The 4,854-nt window shown below is 38.8% G+C and carries 5 protein-coding genes and 1 other RNA gene; all 6 read left to right on the top strand.

Annotation, left to right across the window (positions count from 1 at the left end; genetic code table 11):
• Positions 1–82: 82 nt before the first annotated feature.
• Positions 83–583, top strand: a complete 501-nt coding sequence (locus Q0F90_RS07190) for a hypothetical protein (RefSeq protein WP_296004362.1) — start codon at positions 83–85, stop codon at positions 581–583.
• Positions 583–1,311 carry a 6-carboxyhexanoate--CoA ligase gene (locus tag Q0F90_RS07185; RefSeq protein WP_296004361.1) on the top strand — a complete coding sequence of 243 codons (729 nt, stop codon included), beginning with the start codon at positions 583–585 and terminating at the stop codon, positions 1,309–1,311. Before Q0F90_RS07190 ends, Q0F90_RS07185 begins: the two co-directional genes overlap by 1 nt.
• Positions 1,312–1,315: 4 nt before the next feature.
• Positions 1,316–2,473, top strand: coding sequence for an 8-amino-7-oxononanoate synthase (gene bioF, locus Q0F90_RS07180; RefSeq protein ID WP_296004360.1), 1,158 nt, complete (start codon positions 1,316–1,318; stop codon positions 2,471–2,473).
• Between the two features lie 113 nt (positions 2,474–2,586).
• Positions 2,587–2,928: a transfer-messenger RNA gene (ssrA, locus tag Q0F90_RS07175) on the top strand.
• Between the two features lie 308 nt (positions 2,929–3,236).
• Complete coding sequence (locus tag Q0F90_RS07170; protein WP_296004359.1) at positions 3,237–4,364, top strand: efflux RND transporter periplasmic adaptor subunit; 1,128 nt, start codon at positions 3,237–3,239, stop codon at positions 4,362–4,364.
• A 14-nt stretch (positions 4,365–4,378) separates the two neighbouring features.
• On the top strand, positions 4,379–4,854 hold a 476-nt coding region (locus tag Q0F90_RS07165; protein ID WP_296004358.1), incomplete at its 3' end, for an efflux RND transporter permease subunit.

Genomic DNA, 4,854 nt, shown 5'->3' with positions numbered 1-4,854 from the left:
TGATAAATATGTATATTGAATTTATAATGTAAACAAGAAGAGGTGTTTGTGGTTAACATTATCTAAGTAGAGGAGAAACATTATGAATCAGAACATTCGGTACATTACTGAAATTGCCATCTTAACAGCGATGATTACAGTGTTAGGGGCTATTAAAATACCTAATATTATTCCTGGTATAGAGTTTCAGTTGTCCGCCCCGTTAGCGGTAGCTATATGTGCCGTGTTTGGTTTCAAAAAATATATCATCAGTGGTTGTTTGTCTAGTTTAATTGGTTTAGCTTTAGGCACTCAATCTATTTTAAACGTAATGATTGCTATGCAATTCCGCCTTATCGTAGGTCTTATCCTATGGATGTGTCAAAATCATCTAATTGGCATTATGATTTCTGGTCCGATTGCATCTGCTTTGGCACGCTTATCCTTATCCTTGTATATTGGCAAGGCTGCATTACCTATGATTGCCTTAGCCGTTCCAGGTATGATTTTTACCGTTATTATGGCACCTGTATTTGTGAAAGTATTTCGTAAAATTCACAGCCAAGTACCAGAAAATAATCTTGTAAAAGGCAAGGTGTCATAATGTCTGAATTATATAGTGTACGCATGCGTGCAGCTCAAGGTGGTCCCCATGAAAACGGGGGCCACCATATTTCTGGAGCAGAGCGTATTGTGAAATTAGAAGAGGTAGGGAGTATAGCTCAATCGTTAGCTGAACGGGCTTTACATCACAGTAAAGGAACAGCTGATTTTATAAATATTACGGTAGATTTAATTCCGTCTAATGAGATAACATATATCGATTGTTTACAAGTAGAAGAACATAGAGCCAATACGATTGTAGAGGCTCATGAATTAGCTATTGAGCTTTTACAAGGTCCTCATATTACCGAAGTGGCTATTCAAAATGCTATTAATTTTTTAAAAGGATTAGATTCTTCTATGCGTGGTGCTATGTTAGTAGATGCTACAACTGGTAAACGCATTGATGAAGGGAAGCGAGGCGTTCGCGTCAGTCATATGGACTCCTTTGATTCTGAATCATTAGGGGATAATGATCATATGAGAGAGGCTTTAGTATTAGCGTCTAAGGTGCAATCTGCTGATGGTATTGTAGGTGAATTATGTTGGTCAGATGATCCAGATTATACGGTAGGATACGTTGCATGTAATGGAGTATACCACCGTATTCCCAATATGAAAGAGTTGGGCTCAGACATAGGGGGTCGAGTATTCTTTGTTCAATCTGATATAGATAGTAAAAGTGTAATTGAGTACTTGGAGAAGACTCCCGTACTTGTTCAACGGTGAAATAATGTATAAGTTTTTTAAAGACCAACTAAATCATAAAATCAACAATCATAATTTACGCACCTTGAAAGAATACTGCCCTATAGAAGCAGTGCGTGTGAAGCGCGATGATAAAGAGTATTTGATGATGGCTTCTAATAATTATTTAGGCCTTACCTTTGATCCTCGCGTTATAGAAGGGGCTGTAAAAGGGGCTCAACAATATGGTACTGGCTCAGGCGGGTCTCGACTTGTATCTGGGACATTTCCCTTATTTACAGAGCTTGAAAATGAATTAGCAAAATTTAAGAATACAGAAAAAGCTCTCGTATTTAATACAGGTTATATGGCTAATGTAGGCACCATATCAGCTATTGCAGATAAGAATACTATCATTTTTAGCGATGCTTTAAATCATGCTAGTATCATTGATGGATGTCGTTTGAGCAAGGCCACTATAAAGGCGTATAGTCATTGTGAGGTGGAGGAACTAAAGTTCTTAATAAAACAAGTGGATCGTAGTGCGCGAAAACTTATCGTTACTGATGGTGTCTTTAGCATGGATGGCGATATTGCACCATTAGATAAGCTATATGAACTGAGTCGTGAATATAATGCATTGCTCATGGTGGACGATGCTCATGCGACAGGGACTATTGGCAATGGCCATGGTACGGCGCCCTATTTCGGTCTTGAAAAAGAGATAGATATACAACTAGGTACATTGAGCAAATCCCTTGGATCAGTGGGGGGCTATGTAGCTGCTAATAGTACGATTGTTGACTATCTTGTTAATACAAGTCGCAGCTTTATATTTTCCACCGCACTATCTCCAGCAGACATTGGGGCTGCTCTTGCGGCACTTCAAATCATTGATTCTGATGCATCTGTTTTAGAGCGTTTACAAGACAATGTAGGCTATATGTCTGACAGATTAAACGCTATGGGCATATATGCTACAAGTGATACGCCAATTTTCCCAATCCTCATTGGCAAGAACGAAGATACCTTAGCTGTATCTAATTATCTATATGAGGCTGGAATCATCGGTACAGCCATTCGTCCGCCTACAGTTCCTGTCGGTGAAAGTAGAATTCGCTTGACTGTTACAGCAGCTCATAGTAAGGAACAAATCGACTATGTATGTCAAACTTTGCATACAGCAATAAAAGAATTGTCCTAGATAATCTGTACATATTTTCTGGGAGCTACTAAGCAAAGATTTATAAGCGTTGATAAGGCTTACTATAATTGACAGTTATAGTAAATAGGCTTATAATTATTAGACCAACGCACGGGGATGTAAAGGTTTCGACAGGGGTGCGTGTGGTATAGATAGCGAGTCGGCGTTCCATGAGGCCGTTAAACGGTGGGAAAACATTTAAACGCAGAAGAAAATTTTGCATTAGCTGCATAAGCTACGTCCCTCATACTTGTGCCTACCAAGTGTGAATGGACGTCAAACCGTAGGCTGGCTTAATTCAGTTGTTCATATGAATTAGGCGAGACAATATGAACTGGGGTTGTGTAGCTTGTCTGTGAGCGGTAGCAACCTGAGATCTAAATCATAGACTGTGCTCGGAGAAGTCTATATGGCAACACTTCTGGACAGGGGTTCGACTCCCCTCATCTCCACCAAATATTCAAGCTAAAGCTAGAGGATACGTAATTACTGTTACAATGCAGTAGTCACCTAATCTTCTAGCTTTTTTTAGTAACACAATACATCATGAAAAAGTGTTCACAAAAACATATAAAAGTCAATAGTTTTTATCATTTTTATTGTATACAATAGATAGCGTTAGATTTAGATTTTATCTATGTTTAACAATGGTTAAAAGGTGTTGAAAAAATTGACTTTGTCTATAGAATCCTGTAAAATATATAAAGATATTTATGAAATTATGTAACATAAATGATTAGTTTCGTGTAAAGGAGTATATATAATGAAGTTCCGTTATTCCCGTATGTTAGCGGCTCTCGTTGTATCAGCTGTAATGGTTGCTGGTTGTGGCAGTAATCAACAGCAGGCAGGCGATGTGAGTGTCAATGCATACAAAATTACTGCCAGTGATGCACAGGTAAATCAAACCTTTGCTGGTACAGTAGTTGCAGAAAACTCTGTAGCGGTACATGCTCGTGTTACTGGATATGTAGTGGAAAAATTTGTTAAAGGTGGGGAGCAAGTAGTAGCAGGTCAGCCATTATATCGTATTGACTCTCGTCAGTATGAATCAACTGTTGCTAATGCTGAAGCGCAAGCGGCTCAAGCCAGTGCAAATATGAAAAATGCCGAACTAGATCTTCAACGTTATGAAACATTGGCTCAACAAGATGCAATTGCGCAACAACGTGTAGATACACAACGCAGTACGTATGAACAAGCTAAGGCTGCTTATGAAGCATATCAAGCATCTGTTAAAATCGCTCAAGACAACTTGGGTGATACTATGGTATATGCACCATATTCTGGTACATTGCGTATGGACGATATAGATATGGGTGCATTTGTACAAGCTGGTTCTACAACATTGGTTACAATCGATTCCATCGATCCAATCTTTGTTGAGTTCAGCATGACAGAGCAGGAATATCTTGACTTCATGAAAAATCCAACTGGTGATGATTCCAATGGTCCAAATATTCAATTAAAACTTGCTGATGGTGAAGTTTATAATGAACTTGGTTCTATCGTGCAAGCGGCGAAGAGCCTAGATCAATCTACAGGCAAGCTCGTACTGAAAGCATCTTTCCCAAATCCTAATCATTTATTGTTACCAAACATGTATGCAACAGTTATTTCTCCAGGTGAAAAACTTAAAAATGCTATTCTCGTACCAAATCGTGCGATTCTTCAAATTATGGATAAAAACTTTATCTATGTTGTGAATGCAGATGGTGTAGTTGAGCAAAAAACTGTTGAACTTGGTGGTACTACTGGTGGTGAAACTATCATTAAAGCTGGCTTAGCACCTGGAGATACTATCATCGTAGATGGCTTAACTAAGGTTAAGAATGGTGTGAAAGTAAATGCTAAATTACTTTCAAAAGAACAATTGAAAGCTACAAAATAAGAGGGGGCTAGATCGTGTCGAAATTCTTTATTAATCGACCTATCTTTGCCATTGTAATAGCTATTGTTATTACCTTGGTAGGTCTCATCTCCATGATGAACCTCCCGGTAGCTCGATATCCACAAATTTCTCCACCTACAGTTCGTGTTAACACGGCCTATACTGGTGCGACAGCTCAAGTTGTTAACGATACAGTGGCCAGTGTTATTGAAACACAAATTGTAGGCGTACAAGATATGGACTATATGACGTCTAATAGCTCCAGTTCTGGTAGTTATTCATTGACGGTTCAGTTCAATCAAGGTACAGATGCTGATATGAATACGGTTAATACGCAAAACCGTGTTCAAGCAGCGCTTTCACAATTGCCTGCCGAGGTACAAGCAGTAGGTGTTACAACTACTAAATCCTCTGGTGATATGGCAATGGTATTCTCCTTGAGCTCTCCTCATGGTACATATGACTCTACATTCTTAAAAAACTATGGTTC

The sequence above is a fragment of the uncultured Veillonella sp. genome, from assembly GCF_934190855.1.
Lineage (GTDB): Bacteria > Bacillota > Negativicutes > Veillonellales > Veillonellaceae > Veillonella.
This window is presented reverse-complemented; position numbering and strand designations above follow the sequence as displayed.

Excerpts from the sequence above, each read along its gene's own strand:
- Q0F90_RS07190 (WP_296004362.1), top strand. The coding sequence starts at position 83 with ATGAATCAGAACATTCGGTACATTACTGAAATTGCCATCTTAACAGCG.
- Q0F90_RS07185 (WP_296004361.1), top strand. The coding sequence starts at position 583 with ATGTCTGAATTATATAGTGTACGCATGCGTGCAGCTCAAGGTGGTCCC.
- bioF (WP_296004360.1), top strand. The coding sequence starts at position 1,316 with ATGTATAAGTTTTTTAAAGACCAACTAAATCATAAAATCAACAATCAT.
- Q0F90_RS07170 (WP_296004359.1), top strand. The coding sequence starts at position 3,237 with ATGAAGTTCCGTTATTCCCGTATGTTAGCGGCTCTCGTTGTATCAGCT.